A 17292-nucleotide genomic window follows, 5' to 3' on the forward strand; every position below is an offset into this window, starting at 1 on the left:
ACAATGGTTATCGCCGCAAAAGCAACCGGACAAAGCCCCGTCCCGCGCTTTTCGCATGTAAAACACGGCGTTTATTCCCTTGCATCTATCCTCACGCTTCATCATATTGACGTACCGTACCGTACGGTACGGTTATCAGCCAGCACAATATGGATATCGATTATGACGACCGAGGATACGCTGTCGCAAAAACTCGACCAATTGATCGCGGTTCTGGAGCGCATCGCGCCGCCCGCCATGAAGCCCGCCGATCTTGAACCCGCCGACTGCTTCGTCTGGAATCCGGAGCGACTTGCGCTCGATCCAGTCATCAGGGTCAACCGCGTCGATATTTCGCTCATCCAGGGTGTGGACAATGTCCGCGACATCCTCCTCGACAACACCCGCCGTTTCGCGCGTGGCCTGCCTGCCAACAACGTTCTCCTCTGGGGTGCGCGCGGCATGGGCAAGTCATCCCTGGTGAAGGCTGCGCAGGCGGCTGTGAACAGCGAAGAGCCGGATCGGCCGGCGCTGAAGCTTATCGAAATCCACCGGGAGGACATCAACACCCTGCCCCTGCTGATGAGCAGCATCAAGGATACCCCGTATCGTATCATTCTGTTCTGCGACGATCTCTCCTTCGACCATGACGACACGTCCTACAAATCGCTGAAGGCGGCGCTGGAGGGCGGCGTCGAAGGCCGACCCGAAAACGTTATCTTCTACGCCACCTCGAACCGCCGCCATCTCCTGCCGCGCGACATGATCGACAATGAGCGCTCGACAGCCATCAATCCTTCGGAGGCGGTGGAGGAAAAGGTCTCCCTCTCCGACCGCTTCGGCCTCTGGCTCGGCTTTCATAAATGTAGCCAGGAGGATTATCTCGCGATGGTCGATGGTTATGCCAGGCATTACGGCCTCGACCACGACCCGGAAAAGCTCCGCGCCGAGGCGCTCGAATGGGCCACCACCCGCGGCAATCGCTCCGGGCGCGTGGCATGGCAGTTCATTCAGGACCTAGCGGGACGGCTTGGGAAGAGTATTTAGAGCATTTTGTTATTAGACGGAAGCAATACAGTATCTTCACCCTCGCGTCGGTGGCAACGTTGAGGCATGGATTCCTGTGACAAGCACAGGAATGACGGATTGCTTTGATGTCACCCATAATCTTCAACCGCGCGGCCTGCACAACGGTTCTCGTGGGAGAAGCCATCACCACTTCCGTCATTCCTGTGCTTGTCACAGGACTCCATGCCTCAACATTTCCATGGCGATAACGGTTTAGAACGGTTTCGAGTGATTCCGTCTGAAAAGCGATCACTCTAATTAGCCGAGAAACAGAAAAAGTATAGCTGCGCAATGTGCATCGCCGCCGGCGGTGCGCCTGCCTCGCAGCGAAACTCCTCGATAGCACGTAAGATATATCTTGACCGCGCGGTCACGATGCGTCATAAGATATATCTAAAGCTATAACTCATGGAGGTTTCTCATGCATCATGCTCATGATTTCCATCGCGGCCCGCGCTTTTTGGCGGCCCGGCGTTTCGCCAAGCATTTCTCCGGCGCTTTCGAACGCGGCTTTGGTGGCGGCTTCGGGCGCTTCGTCGGTGACGGAGAGTTGCGTCTCGTTGTGCTGGCGCTCATTGAAAAGGCGCCGCGCCATGGCTATGAGGTCATCAAGGCGATCGAAGAACATTCAAGCGGCTGCTACAGCCCGAGCCCCGGCGTGATCTATCCGACGCTCACCTATCTGGAAGAGACCGGCCATGCCGTGGCCAATCCCGATGGCAACAAGAAGGTCTATTCCATCACCGAGGAAGGCCGCCTTCATCTCAAGGAAAACCGGAAGATCGTGGACGCAGCGCTCGAACGCATCCGTCTGATCGGCGAGCGCATGGCTCGTGCCCGCCAGTGGTTCGAAGGTGATGATGGACATGGGCGGGATCGCGACATTCCAGACGTTGCGCCGGAAGTGAACGAAGCACGCCGCGCCCTCAAGGCGGCCCTCGCCAGCCGGCTCGATGCGAGTGCTGAAACACAAGCCCGGATCGCCGCCATCTTGCGCAAGGCGGCGGAAGAGATCGCAGCGCTTCCGAAAGACCCGGATGAGATCGATCTTGGATAGATCGCTTTAGAAACGGTGCAAATGCGGCACCCGAGGCATGGGTTCCTGTGTTGTCACAGAAATCCATGTCTCACTATTTTCATCACAACAGCGGTCCAAACCACCGATGCCCGTTCCGCAAACTAAGACTGCCTTTGATCCGCCGGATTGCACGCAACATCGAACGCGCAGCGATCGACTGAGGGTGGCGAAACAAATTTCTCGCTATCGCGGCTTGCTACCGCGGCGAAACCCAGCGCAAAAGCAGCAAACAACAGGCATATGAAAGCCAGCCGGATTACCATCAAGGTTCTCCCTTAATCCGCCTGCCCCTCCTGATATCCTCCTACAAATCATCTTAACACGAAGTTCTCGAATGTGTTAACGAACCTCCTGTTCTATTCTTAACAATTCACCAGCAAACGAGCCGAGCATGAGCTTTTTCAATCCCCGATCCACGACGGAAATGGCCCGGCAATCGGCGGGCGTCGTGCCCGATACGCTCTATGATCTCGACGCGGTGTCGTTCTCCGTTCCGGAGCGCCAGCTTCTTCATCCGCTCACGCTTACGCTGCCGGCGCGCCGCGTCATCGGGCTTATCGGTCATAACGGCTCGGGGAAATCGACCCTGATCAAGCTTCTCGCCCGACAGCAGGAGCCGACCGGCGGCGAAGTGCGCTTCGAGGGAACGCCTCTTCCAGCCTGGGGCGACAGGCAGTTTGCCCGCAAGGTGGCCTATCTGCCGCAGCAGACGCCGCCCGCCGCGGGAATGCTCGTCAAGGAACTGGTGGCGCTCGGCCGCTACCCCTGGCATGGCGCGTTGGGGCGCTTCAGCAAGATCGACCGGGAAAAAGTCGATGAGGCGATCGAACTGACCGACATCGCGCCCTTCGCCGACCGGCTGGTGGATACGCTTTCAGGCGGCGAGCGCCAGCGCGTCTGGCTTGCCATGCTGGTGGCGCAGGATGCGCAATGCCTGCTTCTGGATGAGCCGATTTCCGCGCTCGATGTCGCGCACCAGATGGAAGTGCTGTCGCTCGTGCATCGCCTGAGCAAGGCCAAGGGCATCGGCGTCGTGGTCGTCCTTCATGACATCAACATGGCCGCGCGCTTCTGCGACGAGCTGGTGGCGCTCCATTCGGGCCGCCTGATTGCGCGCGGAACGCCTTCGGACATCATGGTGCCCGTGGAGCTTCAGCGCATCTACGGCATTCCGATGGATGTGATTCCGCATCCGCAGTCAGGCATCCCGGTCAGTTTCGTCAGGTAGCATTGGTTGTTTTTGATTGCACTAAGCCCCAATAGTTGCAATAATAACGCGTTATGCCTAACGATCTCGGTCGAGGGGCAGAAAAATCGGGGATCATCGAGGCTGGCACGGTATTGCAGCTTCCCTCGTTCCGCACGGTAGCAGCTTCTGTTATCGGCAACGGCCTCGAATGGTTCAACTTCATCAGCTACGCCCTCTTTGCGCAATTGATTGCGCAAACCTTCTTTCCGGAAGCCGCACCAGGGCTCTCGCTGGTCCTCGCCTTTTCCGTCTTTGCCATCGGCTTTGTCGCGCGGCCATTGGGCGGGCTGTTGTTCGGCCTTTATGCCGACCGGGCCGGACGCCGCAAAGCGCTTTTCCCGATGATGGCAGTGATGGCTGCCGGCAGTCTCATGCTCGCGCTTGTCCCTGGCTATGCCGCCATCGGCATCACCGCGCCGCTGCTCGTGGTCATCGCGCGGATCCTGCAAGGCATATCCGTCGGCGGCGAATTCGCGGCCTCGGCCGTGTTCCTGGTGGAGCACGCTCCGCCGGGGCGCCGCATGTTCTATGGCAGCCTGCAGATGTGCGCCCAAGGGGTCGGCGTCCTCGTTGCATCCGCCTTCGCCTTCCTGATCGAACAAAGCCTGCCGTCAGCAGCACTTGCCGACTGGGGCTGGCGGCTGCCATTTTTCGCCGGCGCGCTCATCGGTCCGGTCGGCCTCTATCTGCGCTGGAAGGTTTCGGAAACACCCGAATTCAAGGCGAAATCCCGGCATCGCAAGGATTTCCCCTCGCCGACAATAGTGTCCGTCTTTTCGACGCAGATGCCGGCCCTGCTCTGCGGCCTGGCGCTCGTCGCCGTGGGTACCGCCATTTCGCAGCTCTGGCATAGTTATCTGGCTGTCTATGCGGTGCGCGAGCTTCATCTCTCGCGCACGGATGCGTTTCTCGCACTCGCCTTCGCGGGCCTCGTCGAGATATGCGCATATCCTGTAGCGGGCTGGCTTGCGGACCGGATCGGCGCCTTCCGGCTCTTCTTCTGGGGAGCGGGCCTTTACATGATCCTCGCCTGGCCGCTTTACGCATTCGTCCTTTCGGCGCCGGACCTGACCCATCTCATGATGGCGCAACTGGTGGCGAGCCTGCTGTTTGCCGCCCTCTCGGGCTGCCATCCGGGATTGTTGGCGGCGCTTTTCCCCGTATCCGTCCGTTCCACCGGGGTCGCGCTATCCTACAACATCGCCGTGCTCGTCTTCGGCGCCATGGCCCCGGCGCTCGTCACATGGCTTATCCAGATGACCGGCAATCCAATGATGCCCGCCATATACCAGATCACCATAGCGATCCTCGCTCTGGCCGTCGTGGGAGCATCAGGCTCGGTACGGCGGCGGGCGGAAAATCAATCCCGCCCGGCCGATATCAATTATCCAGCAAGTCATTCATTGAGATAGACGACCCTGCGGCTTTCCAGCTGCACGATAACAGGCTCGCCATTCACATAGATATACCCATAGCCCGGCGAGTCGGGCACTGGCCGGACCTCGATCGTCTCGGGGATGACATAGCCCGGGCTTATTTGTTCCTGGATGACAACAGGCTCGATGGGATGGGCGATGACATATTCGCGCACCGGCGGCGGCACTTCGGTAATAATGGCATCTTGCGCGAAAGCCGAGCCAGCCCCCGCGATCAAGCTCGCGCCGACCAATGCGGCGGATAATGCAATTGACGTTTTCATGGCTACCTCTCCGTTCGTTCCTTTGCCCCCCTCGGTAGATGAGAACGGGGCAGCCCTATCTTGGTTCCGCGGATCGCAATGACGGCTACTTGCTGTGGCCGGAGCGCATGACTCTTGCCACCTTGCGAATTTCCATTTTACACTTCGCTCGATTATGCTAACTCGGGATCAGTGCCCTTGTAGCTCAGTTGGTAGAGCACCTGATTTGTAATCAGGGGGTCGGCGGTTCGAGTCCGTCCGGGGGCACCATTTCACTTCTTGCCCAATTCCCCTACACTGCCTGTACGATTCGATCCGCCAACGCACCGACGGAAAATCATGAACCGGGAAATACACGCCTTTTCCTTCATCTCGTCGGGCACTGATGAATCGGCGGAGGCGGCCGGTCGGCTGGCGGCGCTTTATGGGCAGGAACGCCCCGAAAATGCCGATGTTATCGTCGCGCTGGGCGGCGACGGCTTCATGCTGCAGACGCTGCATGATTTCATGAATTCCGGAAAACCCATCTATGGAATGAATAAAGGCTCCGTTGGCTTCCTTATGAACGCCTATCGCGAGGACGGCTTGCGCGAGCGCATCGAGGCGGCCCATGCCGAAACCATAAGGCCGCTGACCATGCAGGCCGAAACGAAGAGCGGAGAAATCGTCACCGCGCTCGCCATCAACGAAGTGTCGCTGCTGCGGCAATCCTATCAGGCGGCGAAGATCAAGGTCAGCATCGACGGCAAGACGCGGCTCGATGAACTGATCTGCGACGGCGTGCTGGTGGCGACCCCGGCGGGCTCCACTGCTTATAATCTTTCGGCACAGGGGCCCATCCTGCCGCTCGATTCGCCGTTGCTTGCCCTCACCCCGGTCAGCCCCTTCCGCCCCCGCCGCTGGCGCGGCGCGCTGCTGCCGAAGGACGTGACGGTCCGCTTCGATATTCTCGAGGAGGATAAACGGCCCGTCAATGCCGTGGCTGATCATACGGAGGTCAAGTCCGTCATATCGGTCACCATCGAGGAGGCGCACGACAAGACAGCCACAATCCTGTTCGATGAGGATCATTCCTGGAATGAACGCATCCTCAACGAACAATTTCTTTATTGAGACGTTATCCTATAGTCACGTCTTCAGAGTCTTACGCAATTCAGCCATTTCGGTTGACATTTGCATATCTGCGACGTAACGCCTAACGCAAGAAACGCTTGAGCGGATTTATTGCGCTTTTCCAACGAGAGAGCTACGCTTCCATTGACCACCTTTGCCGATTTGGGCCTGTCTGCGAAAGTGCTCGCCGCTGTCGAAGCCGCGGGCTATACCACACCGACCCCCATTCAGGCCGGAGCCATTCCCCACGCCCTTGAACGCAAGGATGTTCTTGGCATTGCCCAGACGGGCACCGGCAAGACTGCCTCCTTCGTTCTGCCGATGCTGACGCTGCTCGAGAAGGGCCGCGCACGCGCACGGATGCCGCGCACGCTCATCCTTGAGCCGACGCGCGAGCTCGCCGCGCAGGTCGAGGAAAATTTCGCCAAATATGGCGTCAATCACCGCCTCAACGTGGCGCTTCTGATCGGCGGCGTCTCCTTCGACGAGCAGGAGCGCAAGCTGGAGCGCGGCGCAGATGTGCTGATCGCGACGCCAGGCCGCCTGCTCGACCATTTCGAGCGCGGCAAGCTGCTTCTCACCGGCGTCGAAATCCTTGTCATCGACGAGGCGGACCGGATGCTCGACATGGGCTTCATCCCCGATATCGAGCGCATCTGCAAGCTGATCCCCTTCACCCGCCAGACCCTGTTCTTCTCGGCCACCATGCCGCCAGAGATCACCAAGCTGACGGAGCAGTTCCTGCACTCACCTGCCCGCGTCGAAGTGGCGAAGGCATCCTCGACCGCCACGACGGTGACGCAGCGTCTCGTCAAATCCGGCAAGAAGGATTGGGAAAAGCGCGCCGTGCTGCGCGATCTGATCCGCGCCGAGGAGGCGGACCTGAAGAACGCCATCATCTTCTGCAACCGCAAGAAGGATGTGGCGGATCTCTTCCGCTCGCTGGTCCGGCATGAGTTCGACGCCGGCGCGCTTCATGGCGACATGGACCAGCGCGCCCGCATGACCATGCTCGCCAATTTCCGCGAGGGCAAGCTGAAGCTGCTTGTCGCCTCCGACGTCGCGGCGCGTGGCCTCGACATTCCCGACGTGAGCCACGTCTTCAATTTCGACGTGCCCATCCATGCGGAAGACTATGTCCACCGCATCGGCCGCACCGGCCGCGCCGGGCGCTCCGGCAAGGCCTTTACCTTGGTCACGGCGAACGACACCAAATATCTGGCGGCAATCGAGAAGATGATCGGCGCTGACATCGAATGGCTCGACGGCGATCTTTCCACCCTGCCGCCCGCAACGGAAACCGAGGAAACGCCGCGCCGTGGCCGCAGCGCCCGCGGTAAATCAGGCGAGCGCAAGGGCAAGGAAAAGAGCCGCCCCAAGGTCGAGGCAGCCAGTCCCCAACCCGACGTGGAAATTCCGGATTTCTCCGACATCGAGACGCCTGCCCCGGTCCGCGCGGAAAAACCCCACCGCGACGCGATCAAGCGCAACAACGAGGAACGCCGCGGCAAGCCGCAATTCGAGCAGGACCGCCGCCGGCGCAACTATCGTGATCTGGATGACGAGCCCGCACCGCTCGGCTTCGGCGATGATATTCCCGCGTTCATGCTGATCGACGCGAAGATTTAGGCTGGCCATACCCCTCATCCGACCGCGCTTCGCGCGGCCACCTTCTCCCACAAGAGCAGAAGGAAGTATCTGGCAAGGCGCTTACTGCCAACCGCAAACGTTGGTGATTGGCGGTGAGGTTAATGCAGTGCTTCAGCCTTCTCCCCTTGTGGGAGAAGGTGGCCGCGCGAAGCGCGGTTGGATAAGGGGTGCTCGCTGGCGGTTCTGTTTAAAGATGAATACTCTAAACCCGCCCCTCATTTCCCCTTCCGCACCGCCGCCTCATAAGCACGCCGCGCCCATTCGGCCATGATGTCGGGATCATCGAGCGCATCGCCCGGAAGGCTCCAATAGGGCATGGGGACGGGCTTAGACCGATTCTTGCCCGTGTAGGTCCATTGCGTGCACCCAGCTTCCTCGAAAAAGGGAGCACTGAGGTCATCCGCCTTGAGAAGAATTTCGCCGTCATATTCGATGGCGATGATCAGGCCGCCGTAATAGATGCCCTTGCCGCCGAACAGCCGCCTAATGGCGACCGGCCCGAGCGACGCGAAGAGATCGCGGATATCGTCGTCATCCATCGGATGAATTGCTTCAAGCCGCGCTGCGTGCCTGTTCCAGCCGCTCCGGCGAGGCGGGTTTCAGCTCCACCGATTCGCCGCAGCCGCAGGCCGACGTCTGATTCGGGTTGTGGAAAATAAAGCCGGTGCGAAGCGTCGTCACCTCGAAATCCATCTGGGTCCCCAGGAGGAAAAGCACAGCCTCCGGCGCGATGAAAACCCGCGCGCCGCCCTTTTCGACAACATCATCCTTCGGATTGGGCTCGCTCACCAGGTCGATCGTATATTCCATGCCCGCGCAGCCGCCCTTCTTGACGCCAACACGGATTCCCTCTGCCCCCTCGCGGCCCTCCACGATCTCGCGCACGCGGGCAGCGGCGGCATCGGAAATGGTCATGACTGCAAAACGGCCCATATCTGCCTCGCTTCTTGAACGCCTCTAGCGTGTGACCCGTTAGAAAAGGTCACCGCTTCGCCTTGAATTATAGGTAGTGTTGTACCACCATCATCGCAATAGACCAACCATGCCTGTCTTGGGAGGGCAGAGATGACACCACACAATACCGTCATTTCACTGAAATCACTGGCTTGCTGCGCGGCGCTTCTATTCACCGCCCTGCCCGCTCAGGCACAGGAGGAGGAGGCCGGCCCGCTTGCCGGCTACATGGACGACCGCAGCTCGCCGGAGGCGTTGATCCGCTCCTATTACAACGCCGTCAACCGCAAGGAATATGCACGGGCCTACAGCTATTATTCCGAAGAAGGGCGCGAGCCTGATTTCGCCACCTATGCCAAGGGCTATGAGAACACGAAATCCGTGACCGTCGCGCTCGGGAAGACGCAACCAGACGGCGCCGCCGGTTCGATCTATTGGAGCCTGCCGCTGGCGATCAAATCGGTCTTAACTGATGGCAAGGAGCAGGTGTTCACCGGCTGCTATACGCTGCGGCTCGCAAGCCCCGCCAATCAGGCAATGCCGCCCTACCAGCCGATGAGCATCATGACCGGCTCCCTCACCCCATCGGAAAAATCGCTTGAGGAAAGCGTGCCGGAACAGTGCGAGACGCCGTAACGGGCCTCTCGCTTCGGCAGATCAAGCATCATTTCGCTTGGCATATGGCGGGACCGGGACATCCGCTTCCGCCCGTCCTGCCATATCCGGGGGCCAATGATCGCCTAAACTGATTATTCAATTTTATTACTTATTTTTTACTTGAAAATTTAAAATTTGAAGCGAATTTTCTACTTGTTTTCTCTGTCTTTTATTTGTATTTTGCCATCAATATTCGCGTGACCTAAAACTATGCATGTCAGTGTGACGTCAATGGAGATGACGCACATGACATTCAGAGCAGCACTGGCGGGGGTTTTTCTTTTGATCGGCATGGGGGCTGCCCAGGCGGCACAGACTGTTTCACCCTGGATGAACGTCGGCGAGCGCACGACCCAGCCGATCGGGCACTATGAATTCTGTCAGCGTTATACCGATGAGTGCAGCATCGTCAGCAAGGCGGACAAGTCCGTCACGCTGACCAAGGAGCTGTGGGGCAAGGTCATCGAGATCAACAATCAGGTCAACAGCCAGATCGAGGCGCGCACGGACATGGAGATGTGGGGCAAGCCCGAAGTCTGGTCTTATCCCACGCAATATGGCGATTGCGAGGATTACGCCCTGTTGAAGCGCAAGCGCCTCGCCGAAGCCGGCGTTCCCATCAGCGATTTGCTGATTACCGTCGTGCGCCAGACGAATGGCGACGGCCACGCCGTACTGACCATGCGGACCGACCGGGGCGATTTCATCCTGGACAATCTGGAGCCGCGCGTCCTCGTCTGGAACCAGACGGAGTATCAATATCTCAAGCGTCAATCGACCCGCCACACCGGCGTGTGGGTTTCGATCGACGACGACCGCCAGATCCTGGTCGGCAGCATTCAGTAGTTTACGTGAGGTTCGGGAGAAAGCACTTCGCATCCTTCCGAACCTATCAGGAATAAGGCGCAAGCCTTATGCGGCAACCCGGTCGTGTCCCCCACCCGTCCCCAATGACCGGGTTCAGGAGCCGGCCCCTCCCCAGGGGTCGGCTCCTACGTTTCTGGGCCGGCCGTCCTACAGGCGCCCTGTAACGCTTAACAGCGCTTTTTCCAAATCTGCGGCGATGAACGGCTTTGTCAGGATCGGCGTTCCGGCGTAGTTGGAGTCCAGCCCGCCGGGACCGTAGCCGGATGCGAAAATCACCGGGATGCCGCGCTCCATAAGCACATCGGCGATGGGGTAGCTGGGCTCGCCATCGAGATTAACGTCGAGGATAGCCACGTCGAACGAACCATTCCGGGCCAGTTCGAGGGCCGGCTTGAGGCGGGAGGCCATCGCAGCCACCTCATGACCCATATCCACGAGATTGTCCTCGATCAACATGCCGACTAGGGCTTCATCCTCGACGATAAGGACTCGAAGCGGTTTAAATTCGGGAACTGAACCGTTCAAGACACCCTCTCAATTAACAGCAATTTGAATGTCGCATACAACGCCGCTGGGAAAAAAGGACAGCTCGACCTCAGCGCCCAGTTCCCTGACCAGCGCCTGCTCGAGAAGGCGCGTCCCGAACCCTTTTACCTCCGGTTCCTTCACTGCAGGCCCGCCCTCTTCAGACCAAAGAAGCCGCAGGCGCGGCTCGCCATGCGAGCGCATAATTTCCCAGCGTATATCGACACGTCCGGCGTCGTTGCAGAGCGCCCCATATTTCGCTGCATTGGTGGCAAGCTCATGAAAAGCCAGCGACAGGGAAAGCGCTATCTTCGGGCGCAAGCGAACCACGGGGCCAGACATGCCGATGCGACTCATGGGGTCGGCGCACATCGGCGTGACCGCCTCTTCCACCAGTTCGCGAAGCTCCACATCCCCCCAGTGTTCCCGGGTGAGCACATCATGGGCGCGGGAAAGCGCGATGAGCCTGCTTTCAAAACGATGATAGGCGGAACCGCGATTGTCGCCGCGAAATGTTTGCGCGGCAAGCGATTGGACGGTCGCCAGCGTGTTCTTCACCCTATGGTTCAGTTCGTTGATGAGGAGCTGGCGGCGTTCTTCCTGACGGCGTCGCTCGGTGATATCGCGCGATATGCCGGAGGCTCCGACGATATGGCCCCATGCGTTTTTCAGAGGGGACACTGTCAGAGACACGTCGACAAGCGTTCCATCCTTTCGCTTGCGCACGGTCTCGTAATGGCTGACATGCTCGCCACGCCGGATTTTACCAAGGATGATGGTCTCTTCATCGGGACGGTCAGGTGCCACCAACATGGTGATGGACTGGCCGACCGCTTCGCTCGCCTCGTATCCGTAGAGCCGTTCCGCGCCCTTGTTCCAGCTCTGGATGATGCCTTGTGTATCCTTGCTCAAAATCGCGTCGTCCGAAAACTCCACGATCAAAGCCAGACGTTGGGCATATTCTTCCGCCTTTTTCCGCTCGGAGATATCGACCAGCATGTTGATCGCTCCGACCAGCTTGCCGTCGGCATCGCGCAGCGGAGTGGGATAGGGAATAAAGGGAATACGTGTGCCATCGGGCCGTTCGGCGATTGCCTCGACGCCTCGGACCCGCCGCCCCTCCTTCAACGCAACCGCCATCGGGCATTCGTCATGGGGAAGCGGCGTCCCATCCGGGTTGTAGAGACGCCAGGTCACGCACCATTTTTCACCCGGCGGCGGCGTCCGGCCTGCCATCTCCACGGCAGCTTTATTGTAGAAGGTTATGACACCGTCCGCATCCGTCGTATAGACCGCCGCGGGCAATGCTTCCAGCAAATCGCGCATTTGCTGCTCGCTTGCCCGCAGCTTGTCCTCGGTAAGCTTCGCCTCGGTCACGTCCTGAATGACACGGACGCCATAGCGGAAGTTACCTTCGCGATCGCGCACGGACGAGCTATGAACATCGAGATAGATAGACTTGCCGTCCGGCCTGATTGCCTTTTTGCGGATCGAATATCCGTTGATCTCGCCCGCGACCTGTTTTGCGTAACAATCGGCGTCCCGCTCCCGATCCGCCTGACCGGTATAGTCCAGGAAGTTCATCGCCAGCAGCTCTTCCCGCGTGCGCCCCAATATCTGGCAGATCGCGTCATTGGCACGCAGGATATTCCCTTCGGCCCCAACTTCGGTGATTCCCACCGTCGCGGCCTCATAGGTCGCGGCCAGCCGCTCGTCGCTCTCGTGCCGCGCACTCTCCGCCTCGTAAATGGCGGTGACATCGGTTGTGAAACACCGGGTGCTCCTGAACCTGTCCCCCTCGAAGCGACCGTTCGAGGTGATCAGGACATATTTGATGCTTCCGTCCTTCGCCCGCAGCCGGGCTGGGTAGCGCGTGAGCTCCTGACCGCTGGTGAGCCGTTTCAGAATATCTTGAATCGTCTCCGCGTCCGCGTGAAAGTCCGCGATCGGCCGGCCTACATATTCCTCAGGCGAATATCCCAAAAGGTCGAGTTCAGCCTTGTTGGCGCGCTGAATGATCCCGTCTTTGCTGACGATGTGAAGCCCGATCGCAGCGTTCTCGAAAAAATCCTCGAGATCTTCGGCGCTGCGGTGAAGCTCAGCCTCGATTCGCTTGCGGGCGGAAATATCCTGAAAGCAGTTGACTGCGCCCTGGATTTCACCGCGCTGCCCCCTGAGGGGCCGGATATTCACGAGCGCCCAGATGCGCGAACCATCCGGCCTCTCTATCATGACCTCTGCGTTGCGCGTCTCGATGCCGGCTTGGACTGCGCTCGCCATGGGACACTCCTCATGAAGAAGCATTGTCCCGTCGGGCAAGAAAAGCCGGTGCGAACCGCAAAAACGCTCGCGAGGGCCGTTCAGTGACGGCTCCCGGCCCCAGGCTTCGGCAGCCTCCGCATTGTACCTGACAACCCAGCCCTCATGATCGCAGATATAGACCGCGCCGGGCATTGCGTCCAAGACGCTCGGCGCGGCCGCTAGCAGCGCTTCATATTCCGACAAACCCGGTAAGGCCGCCGGAAAACTTTCAACATTTGACATTGGCTGGTGCCACCCTTTGTGCAGGCCGCGTTTGAACCATTCATAACGGACGATTATATAAACGGTTCCACCAGCTTTTTCTTCTTTTTCAGAAGAAACAATCAAATATCTGAAGGCAGCCGTGAAAAGGCAATGCTTTCGCGGCGCCCGATCAGTGCCGCCCTCGTAGAATACGCTTTAAAATCAATCCTTCGCCCGATATTCCTCCGGGATGACGAACACTTCGTCCGCACGGCCATAGCCGCCATCGGGCACTTCCTCGATCAGAACCATGGTGTGCGGGCGGGCTGCTTCGCTGAAGAAGCCGACCACCAGTTCGGTCGTCTTGTGGATCAGCTCTTCCTTCTGCGCCTTCGAAAGCGCGGCCTGCGGCAGTTTATAGTTGACGAAAGGCATTTCTGTACTCCTTGTTTGAACGAATTAGATCATGCCGCCATTGACGCGGATGGTCTGGCCATTGACCCAGCGGCCATCGGGACCCGCCAGGAAAGCGACGGCGTCGGCGATATCGTCGGGCTGGCCCAGGCGTCCGAGCGGGATCGACCGCGTGATATTCGCCACCAGTTCCTCGGACTTGCCGTGCATGAAGAGTTCAGTCGCGACCGGACCGGGCGCGATGACATTCGCGGTGATTCCGCGCGAGCCTAGCTCCTTTGAGAGAATATGCGTCATCGCCTCGACGGCAGCCTTCGTCGCGGCATAGAGGCCGTATCCGGGCGGATAGGAGCCGACAACGCTCGTGGAGAGAGTGATGATGCGTCCGCCGTCGCGCAGCCGTTTCGCGCCCTCGCGCATGCCATAGAAGACCCCGCCCAGATTGACGGCGATATGGTCGTTGAAATCCGCGTCGGTGGCATTGGCCAGCGGCGAGAGCCGCATCATGCCCGCATTGTTGACGAGGATATCGATCGGGCCGAACGCAGCTTCCGCAGCTTCGAACAAGGCCGTCACCGCGGACGAGTCGCCCACATCCGCCTGCACCGCGACGGCCTTGCCGCCGACCTTCTCGATTTCCTTGACCACGCCGCGCGCCGCCGCTTCGCCCCGCGCATAATTCACCACCACGGCCGCGCCTTCACTCGCCAGCCGAAGCGCTATGGCCGCGCCGATGCCCTTGCTCGCGCCCGTGACGATTGCCGTTTTGTCTTTGAGTTTCATGTCAACCTCCATTGGTTGACCGGAAAATAGATTGCGAGGGCGGCGGGATAATCTCCCTTTCGCGGGTAAGAAAATTCGGCTAGTCCGAACAATCATGGACCGTCTCGATGCAATGCGCCTCTTTGTCCGGGTCATCGACCGCCGCAGCTTCACGGCGGCGGCGGCTGATCTCCGCATTCCCCGCTCGACGGCAACCGAGGCCATGCGGCGGCTGGAGAGCGATCTGGGGAGCCGGCTGCTTCAGCGCACCACACGCCATGTCGCGCCGACGCCCGACGGCGAGGCCTATTACCAGCGCTGCCTGTCGATCCTCGCCGATATTGACGAGGCGGAGAGCGCGCTGCGCGGCGGCGTGCCGGCAGGAATGCTGCGCATCGACGCGCATGGCGTTCTGACCCGCTCCTTCCTGCTGCCGCGCCTGCCGGAATTCCTCGACGCCTATCCGCAGATCGTCCTGCATATCGGTCAGGGCGACCGGCTGGTCGATATGGTGCGCGAAGGCATCGATTGCGTCATCCGCGCGGGCGAGCCAGACGATAGCGGCATGATCATGCGCAAGCTTCCGTCCATCCCGGAAATGACCTGCGCCAGCCCGGAATATCTGAAACGGAACGGCGTTCCGGCTACACCAGACGATCTCGACGGCCACCAGATGATCGGCTTCGTCTCTTCACGCACGGGGCGGGTCATGCCGCTGGAGTTCGAGACCGCCGAAGGGGTGCGGGAGGTGACGCTCCCCTGCCGCCTCACCGCCAACGAAGCCGAAACCATCCATCATCTGGCGCGAATGGGCTATGGCATCATCCAGGCGCCGCGCTATCGTTTTCGCGAGGATATCTCGCGGGGTACCCTTGTCGAAGTGCTCCCTGATTTTCCGCCCCCGCTCCTGCCGCTTGCAGCGTTTTATCCGCAGAACCGGCAATTATCGCCGCGCGTGCGGGTGTTTCTGGATTGGGTGGTTGAAGTGTTCGAGAAGGCAAAGCTGTAAGCGCGACTATTCGCTTATAACTTCCAAACCGCGCATAAATCGCCGCCCATTCTCCACATAATGCCGCGCGGAGAGCTTCAACTGTTCGATGGCCTTTTCATCGAGCGTCCGCGCGACCCGCGCGGGCTGACCGATGATCAGCGAATTGTCAGGAAATTCCTTGCCCTCGGTAACAAGCGCGCCTGCGCCGACCAGCGAATTCCGGCCGATCTTCGCGGCATTCAAAATGATCGCGCCGATACCAACAAGGCTGTTCTCGCCAATTGTGCAGCCATGCAGCATGGCGCGGTGGCCGATGGTGCAGCCCTCGCCTATGGTAAGCGGATAGCCCATATCGGTATGCATGACCACATGCTCTTGAATATTGGTGTCGCGACCGATGGTGATGAACTCATTGTCGCCGCGCAGCACGGCGCCGAACCATACGCCCGCGCCCTGGCCTATCCGCACCTTGCCGATAAGCGTGGCACCGGGCGCGATCCAGTTCGTTGCACGATCCTGGAATTCCGGCTGATGGCCGTCGAGCGCATAGATGGGCATAAGTTTCTCCTCGTGTTCCGCTCATGATGGCCGAGGGGCCGACCTTCCTGCAAGTTTCACGGCGTATTAACCATAAGGCCCAATAGTGGGCGCGGACAGGATATGGCGGTCAGGGCGGACCCGATGCAAAGCGCGGAAGAGACAGGATTCGTGGCGACGGAAAGCCGTCTCTTCACGCGCATCTTCTATGTTTTCCTCGGCCTTGCCGTGCTTTCCGCGGCGATCAATTTCGGCGGCCGCTATCTCGGCCCCCTTATCGCCATGGGCGGGCATACGGACGATACGACCATACGCGAGATCGTCATCGGCAACGACGTTTTGCGCCTTCCCTCGAACATGATCCGCTTTCCGGCGCAGCGGCGCGACGGCATTGCGGAGCGTGTCGATCTCTATCTCAAATGGCCTGATATGGCGGGCTATAGCACTGACACGCGCAACGATTTCAATTTTGCCACGGCGAAGCGGGAGTTGCTGTTCCTCTCCATCGAGAGCCGCACCATGTCGCGCGACATGTCCGGCCGCTATCAGCCGATCTATTCCACCTTGATCGAGCAGCCGGGAAAAGCCGGCCCGGCTGGGCTGACCGTCCACGCGCTTCGCGCCGATAGCGGCTATACGGATGAGGAATTGGTGGTTGCTTCGGGCGAGAACGGCATGCCCGCTTTCGTCGCACGCTGCCTGAATGAGAGCGCCGCCAAGGGAACAGCCGCGCCCTGCGAACGCGACATCCATTTCGGCAAGGATCTGCAGCTCCTCTACCGCTTCCCGCGCGATCTCCTCAGCAACTGGCGCGCCCTTGACGACGCCGTCAGATCATTCGCGGCGGGCCATCTCGCCGATGCCCCAACCGCTTCGGGTAAATCATGATCCGGGCCCCACGGCCCACAGGTTCATGCAACTGCCCTAGCATGATCCCGAAAAGTTGCAGATTTTTTGGATAAGATCATGCGCCTGCTTTAGAGATCGACGTCAAGAATAGCCATCGAGAAATTATAGGACAGCTCACCATCCTCCTCATCCTTGTAGATGAGGCCGAGAAACTCATCATCAAGATAAAGCTCACAGGAATCGTTCTTCCTCGGGCGAGCCTTTACTTCCAGTCCGGGATTCTTGAAGACACGTTTGAAATAGGCGTCGAGTTTTCGCAGTTCTTCGGGTTTCAAACGGATTCTCCTGATTTCTTGTTGGAGGCGGGTTGTGACACGCGGCGTCCTGCCCTGTAAAGCCCGGATGGCAATTGTCAC

Annotated in this window: 18 protein-coding genes, 1 tRNA gene and 1 pseudogene; 11 read left to right on the forward strand and 9 right to left on the reverse strand. The window is 59.5% G+C overall.

Going from position 1 to position 17292, the window contains the following annotated elements; translation table 11 throughout:
* Positions 1-162 precede the first annotated feature (162 nt).
* From ACOWVG_RS11290 to ACOWVG_RS11305, 4 genes are all read left to right on the forward strand, one after another.
* On the forward strand, positions 163-1026 hold the full coding sequence (locus ACOWVG_RS11290) for an ATP-binding protein (protein WP_420962277.1): 864 nt from the start codon (positions 163-165) through the stop codon (positions 1024-1026).
* 442 nt (positions 1027-1468) lie between these two features.
* Positions 1469-2104, forward strand: a complete 636-nt coding sequence (locus ACOWVG_RS11295) for a PadR family transcriptional regulator (protein ID WP_420962279.1) — start codon at positions 1469-1471, stop codon at positions 2102-2104.
* A 445-nt stretch (positions 2105-2549) separates the two neighbouring features.
* Positions 2550-3353, forward strand: a complete 804-nt coding sequence (locus ACOWVG_RS11300) for an ATP-binding cassette domain-containing protein (RefSeq protein ID WP_420962421.1) — start codon at positions 2550-2552, stop codon at positions 3351-3353.
* 53 nt (positions 3354-3406) lie between these two features.
* Positions 3407-4786 carry an MFS transporter gene (locus tag ACOWVG_RS11305; RefSeq protein ID WP_420962281.1) on the forward strand — a complete coding sequence of 460 codons (1380 nt, stop codon included), beginning with the start codon at positions 3407-3409 and terminating at the stop codon, positions 4784-4786.
* On the opposite strand, the gene ACOWVG_RS11310 is transcribed toward ACOWVG_RS11305, so the two are convergent.
* The gene (locus ACOWVG_RS11310) at positions 4771-5073 is read right to left on the reverse strand and encodes a DUF1236 domain-containing protein (protein ID WP_420962283.1); all 303 of its coding nucleotides are present in this window, start codon (positions 5071-5073) and stop codon (positions 4771-4773) included. The genes ACOWVG_RS11305 and ACOWVG_RS11310 overlap by 16 nt on opposite strands.
* Before the next feature lie 173 nt (positions 5074-5246).
* On the opposite strand from ACOWVG_RS11310, the gene ACOWVG_RS11315 reads away from it, so the two are divergent.
* The 3 genes from ACOWVG_RS11315 to ACOWVG_RS11325 all read left to right on the forward strand — a co-directional run bounded on the left by ACOWVG_RS11315 (position 5247) and on the right by ACOWVG_RS11325 (position 7794).
* Positions 5247-5322, forward strand: a tRNA-Thr gene (locus ACOWVG_RS11315).
* Between the two features lie 69 nt (positions 5323-5391).
* On the forward strand, positions 5392-6165 hold the full coding sequence (locus tag ACOWVG_RS11320) for an NAD kinase (RefSeq protein ID WP_420962284.1): 774 nt from the start codon (positions 5392-5394) through the stop codon (positions 6163-6165).
* Positions 6166-6276: 111 nt separating this feature from the next.
* The gene (locus tag ACOWVG_RS11325; protein ID WP_420962285.1) at positions 6277-7794 is read left to right on the forward strand and encodes a DEAD/DEAH box helicase; all 1518 of its coding nucleotides are present in this window, start codon (positions 6277-6279) and stop codon (positions 7792-7794) included.
* 236 nt (positions 7795-8030) lie between these two features.
* On the opposite strand, the gene ACOWVG_RS11330 is transcribed toward ACOWVG_RS11325, so the two are convergent.
* Complete coding sequence (locus tag ACOWVG_RS11330) at positions 8031-8354, reverse strand: TfoX/Sxy family protein (RefSeq protein ID WP_420962286.1); 324 nt, start codon at positions 8352-8354, stop codon at positions 8031-8033.
* A gap of 13 nt (positions 8355-8367) precedes the next feature.
* Positions 8368-8748 carry a Fe-S cluster assembly scaffold SufA gene (gene sufA / locus ACOWVG_RS11335; protein ID WP_420962287.1) on the reverse strand — a complete coding sequence of 127 codons (381 nt, stop codon included), beginning with the start codon at positions 8746-8748 and terminating at the stop codon, positions 8368-8370.
* A gap of 228 nt (positions 8749-8976) precedes the next feature.
* Here sufA and ACOWVG_RS11340 point away from each other — a divergent pair.
* Both ACOWVG_RS11340 and ACOWVG_RS11345 read left to right on the forward strand, forming a co-directional pair.
* Positions 8977-9405 (forward strand): annotated as a pseudogene (locus ACOWVG_RS11340) (hypothetical protein); the annotation flags it as partial.
* A 267-nt stretch (positions 9406-9672) separates the two neighbouring features.
* Positions 9673-10272, forward strand: coding sequence for a transglutaminase-like cysteine peptidase (locus ACOWVG_RS11345; RefSeq protein ID WP_420962288.1), 600 nt, complete (start codon positions 9673-9675; stop codon positions 10270-10272).
* Positions 10273-10440: 168 nt separating this feature from the next.
* On the opposite strand, the gene ACOWVG_RS11350 is transcribed toward ACOWVG_RS11345, so the two are convergent.
* The 4 genes from ACOWVG_RS11350 to ACOWVG_RS11365 all read right to left on the reverse strand — a co-directional run bounded on the left by ACOWVG_RS11350 (position 10441) and on the right by ACOWVG_RS11365 (position 14520).
* On the reverse strand, positions 10441-10818 hold the full coding sequence (locus tag ACOWVG_RS11350) for a response regulator (protein WP_420962290.1): 378 nt from the start codon (positions 10816-10818) through the stop codon (positions 10441-10443).
* Between the two features lie 9 nt (positions 10819-10827).
* Complete coding sequence (locus tag ACOWVG_RS11355) at positions 10828-13362, reverse strand: PAS domain S-box protein (protein ID WP_420962291.1); 2535 nt, start codon at positions 13360-13362, stop codon at positions 10828-10830.
* A gap of 183 nt (positions 13363-13545) precedes the next feature.
* Positions 13546-13758, reverse strand: a complete 213-nt coding sequence (locus ACOWVG_RS11360) for a tautomerase family protein (protein ID WP_420962292.1) — start codon at positions 13756-13758, stop codon at positions 13546-13548.
* Between the two features lie 24 nt (positions 13759-13782).
* Positions 13783-14520: an SDR family oxidoreductase gene (locus ACOWVG_RS11365; protein WP_420962293.1), complete on the reverse strand. Its 738-nt coding sequence runs from the start codon at positions 14518-14520 to the stop codon at positions 13783-13785.
* Between the two features lie 94 nt (positions 14521-14614).
* On the opposite strand from ACOWVG_RS11365, the gene ACOWVG_RS11370 reads away from it, so the two are divergent.
* Entirely contained in the window at positions 14615-15508 is an 894-nt protein-coding gene (locus tag ACOWVG_RS11370; RefSeq protein WP_420962294.1) for a LysR family transcriptional regulator, read from the forward strand.
* Between the two features lie 6 nt (positions 15509-15514).
* Here the strand turns inward: ACOWVG_RS11370 and ACOWVG_RS11375 are convergent, their stop codons facing one another.
* Positions 15515-16048 carry a gamma carbonic anhydrase family protein gene (locus ACOWVG_RS11375; protein ID WP_420962295.1) on the reverse strand — a complete coding sequence of 178 codons (534 nt, stop codon included), beginning with the start codon at positions 16046-16048 and terminating at the stop codon, positions 15515-15517.
* Positions 16049-16150: 102 nt separating this feature from the next.
* On the opposite strand from ACOWVG_RS11375, the gene ACOWVG_RS11380 reads away from it, so the two are divergent.
* Entirely contained in the window at positions 16151-16915 is a 765-nt protein-coding gene (locus ACOWVG_RS11380) for a hypothetical protein (RefSeq protein ID WP_420962296.1), read from the forward strand.
* A gap of 89 nt (positions 16916-17004) precedes the next feature.
* Here ACOWVG_RS11380 and ACOWVG_RS11385 read toward each other — a convergent pair whose 3' ends face one another.
* Entirely contained in the window at positions 17005-17211 is a 207-nt protein-coding gene (locus ACOWVG_RS11385) for a DUF3126 family protein (RefSeq protein ID WP_188821671.1), read from the reverse strand.
* Positions 17212-17292 lie beyond the last annotated feature (81 nt).

Source organism: Brucella sp. IR073, from assembly GCF_049065735.1.
Lineage (GTDB): Bacteria > Pseudomonadota > Alphaproteobacteria > Rhizobiales > Rhizobiaceae > Paramesorhizobium.

What these genes read in the sequence shown, in the direction of transcription:
- ACOWVG_RS11290 (WP_420962277.1), top strand. Translation starts at nt 163, where the DNA reads ATGACGACCGAGGATACGCTGTCGCAAAAACTCGACCAATTGATCGCG.
- ACOWVG_RS11295 (WP_420962279.1), top strand. Translation starts at nt 1,469, where the DNA reads ATGCATCATGCTCATGATTTCCATCGCGGCCCGCGCTTTTTGGCGGCC.
- ACOWVG_RS11300 (WP_420962421.1), top strand. Translation starts at nt 2,550, where the DNA reads ATGGCCCGGCAATCGGCGGGCGTCGTGCCCGATACGCTCTATGATCTC.
- ACOWVG_RS11305 (WP_420962281.1), top strand. Translation starts at nt 3,407, where the DNA reads ATGCCTAACGATCTCGGTCGAGGGGCAGAAAAATCGGGGATCATCGAG.
- ACOWVG_RS11310 (WP_420962283.1), bottom strand. Translation starts at nt 5,073, where the DNA reads ATGAAAACGTCAATTGCATTATCCGCCGCATTGGTCGGCGCGAGCTTG.
- ACOWVG_RS11320 (WP_420962284.1), top strand. Translation starts at nt 5,392, where the DNA reads ATGAACCGGGAAATACACGCCTTTTCCTTCATCTCGTCGGGCACTGAT.
- ACOWVG_RS11330 (WP_420962286.1), bottom strand. Translation starts at nt 8,354, where the DNA reads ATGGATGACGACGATATCCGCGATCTCTTCGCGTCGCTCGGGCCGGTC.
- sufA (WP_420962287.1), bottom strand. Translation starts at nt 8,748, where the DNA reads ATGGGCCGTTTTGCAGTCATGACCATTTCCGATGCCGCCGCTGCCCGC.
- ACOWVG_RS11345 (WP_420962288.1), top strand. Translation starts at nt 9,673, where the DNA reads ATGACATTCAGAGCAGCACTGGCGGGGGTTTTTCTTTTGATCGGCATG.
- ACOWVG_RS11355 (WP_420962291.1), bottom strand. Translation starts at nt 13,362, where the DNA reads ATGTCAAATGTTGAAAGTTTTCCGGCGGCCTTACCGGGTTTGTCGGAA.
- ACOWVG_RS11360 (WP_420962292.1), bottom strand. Translation starts at nt 13,758, where the DNA reads ATGCCTTTCGTCAACTATAAACTGCCGCAGGCCGCGCTTTCGAAGGCG.
- ACOWVG_RS11365 (WP_420962293.1), bottom strand. Translation starts at nt 14,520, where the DNA reads ATGAAACTCAAAGACAAAACGGCAATCGTCACGGGCGCGAGCAAGGGC.
- ACOWVG_RS11370 (WP_420962294.1), top strand. Translation starts at nt 14,615, where the DNA reads ATGGACCGTCTCGATGCAATGCGCCTCTTTGTCCGGGTCATCGACCGC.
- ACOWVG_RS11375 (WP_420962295.1), bottom strand. Translation starts at nt 16,048, where the DNA reads ATGCCCATCTATGCGCTCGACGGCCATCAGCCGGAATTCCAGGATCGT.
- ACOWVG_RS11380 (WP_420962296.1), top strand. Translation starts at nt 16,151, where the DNA reads ATGGCGGTCAGGGCGGACCCGATGCAAAGCGCGGAAGAGACAGGATTC.